Source organism: Photorhabdus sp. RW14-46, assembly GCF_963887965.1.
Classification (GTDB): Bacteria; Pseudomonadota; Gammaproteobacteria; order Enterobacterales; family Enterobacteriaceae; genus Photorhabdus; species Photorhabdus laumondii.
Map to the genome: position 1 here is coordinate 1 of NZ_CAWPHH010000106.1, position 791 is coordinate 791.

Sequence of the window (791 nt, forward strand, 5' to 3'; positions counted from 1 at the left end):
TTCGGGTCTATACCCTGCAACTCTTTCGCCCAGTTAAGACTCGGTTTCCCTGCGGCTCCCCTATCCGGTTAACCTTGCTACAGAATATAAGTCGCTGACCCATTATACAAAAGGTACGCAGTCACCCTGATTAATCACGGCTCCCACTGCTTGTACGTACACGGTTTCAGGTTCTCTTTCACTCCCCTCGCCGGGGTTCTTTTCGCCTTTCCCTCACGGTACTGGTTCACTATCGGTCAGTCAGGAGTATTTAGCCTTGGAGGATGGTCCCCCCACCTTCAGACAGGATTTCTCGTGTCCCGCCTTACTCATCGAACTCACAGCCATACCATCTTCGAGTACGGGGCTGTCACCCTCTCTCGCCGGCCTTTCCAGACCGTTCCTCTGATGCTATCGCTGATGCAGGTTCTGGGCTCCTCCCCGTTCGCTCGCCGCTACTGGGGGAATCTCGGTTGATTTCTTTTCCTCGGGGTACTGAGATGTTTCAGTTCCCCCGGTTCGCCTCATTAACCTATGAATTCAGTTAATGATAGTGCAACTCATTGCACTGGGTTTCCCCATTCGGACATCGCCGGCTCTGTCGCTTCATATCAGCTCACCGACGCTTTTCGCAGATTAGCACGTCCTTCATCGCCTCTGACTGCCTAGGCATCCACCGTGTACGCTTAGTCGCTTAACCTCACAACCCGAAACTGTCTCGGACTGTTCAGCTTGAGAGACACCTCAACAATACCTCGGCGATATTATTGAGTATTTCAATTTTTCAGCTTGTTCCAGATTGTTAAAGAGCA

1 rRNA gene is annotated in these 791 nt (G+C 51.6%); it reads right to left on the reverse strand.

Annotation, left to right across the window (positions count from 1 at the left end):
* A 23S ribosomal RNA gene (locus tag AACQ38_RS23745) occupies positions 1-679 on the reverse strand; the annotation flags it as partial.
* Positions 680-791 lie beyond the last annotated feature (112 nt).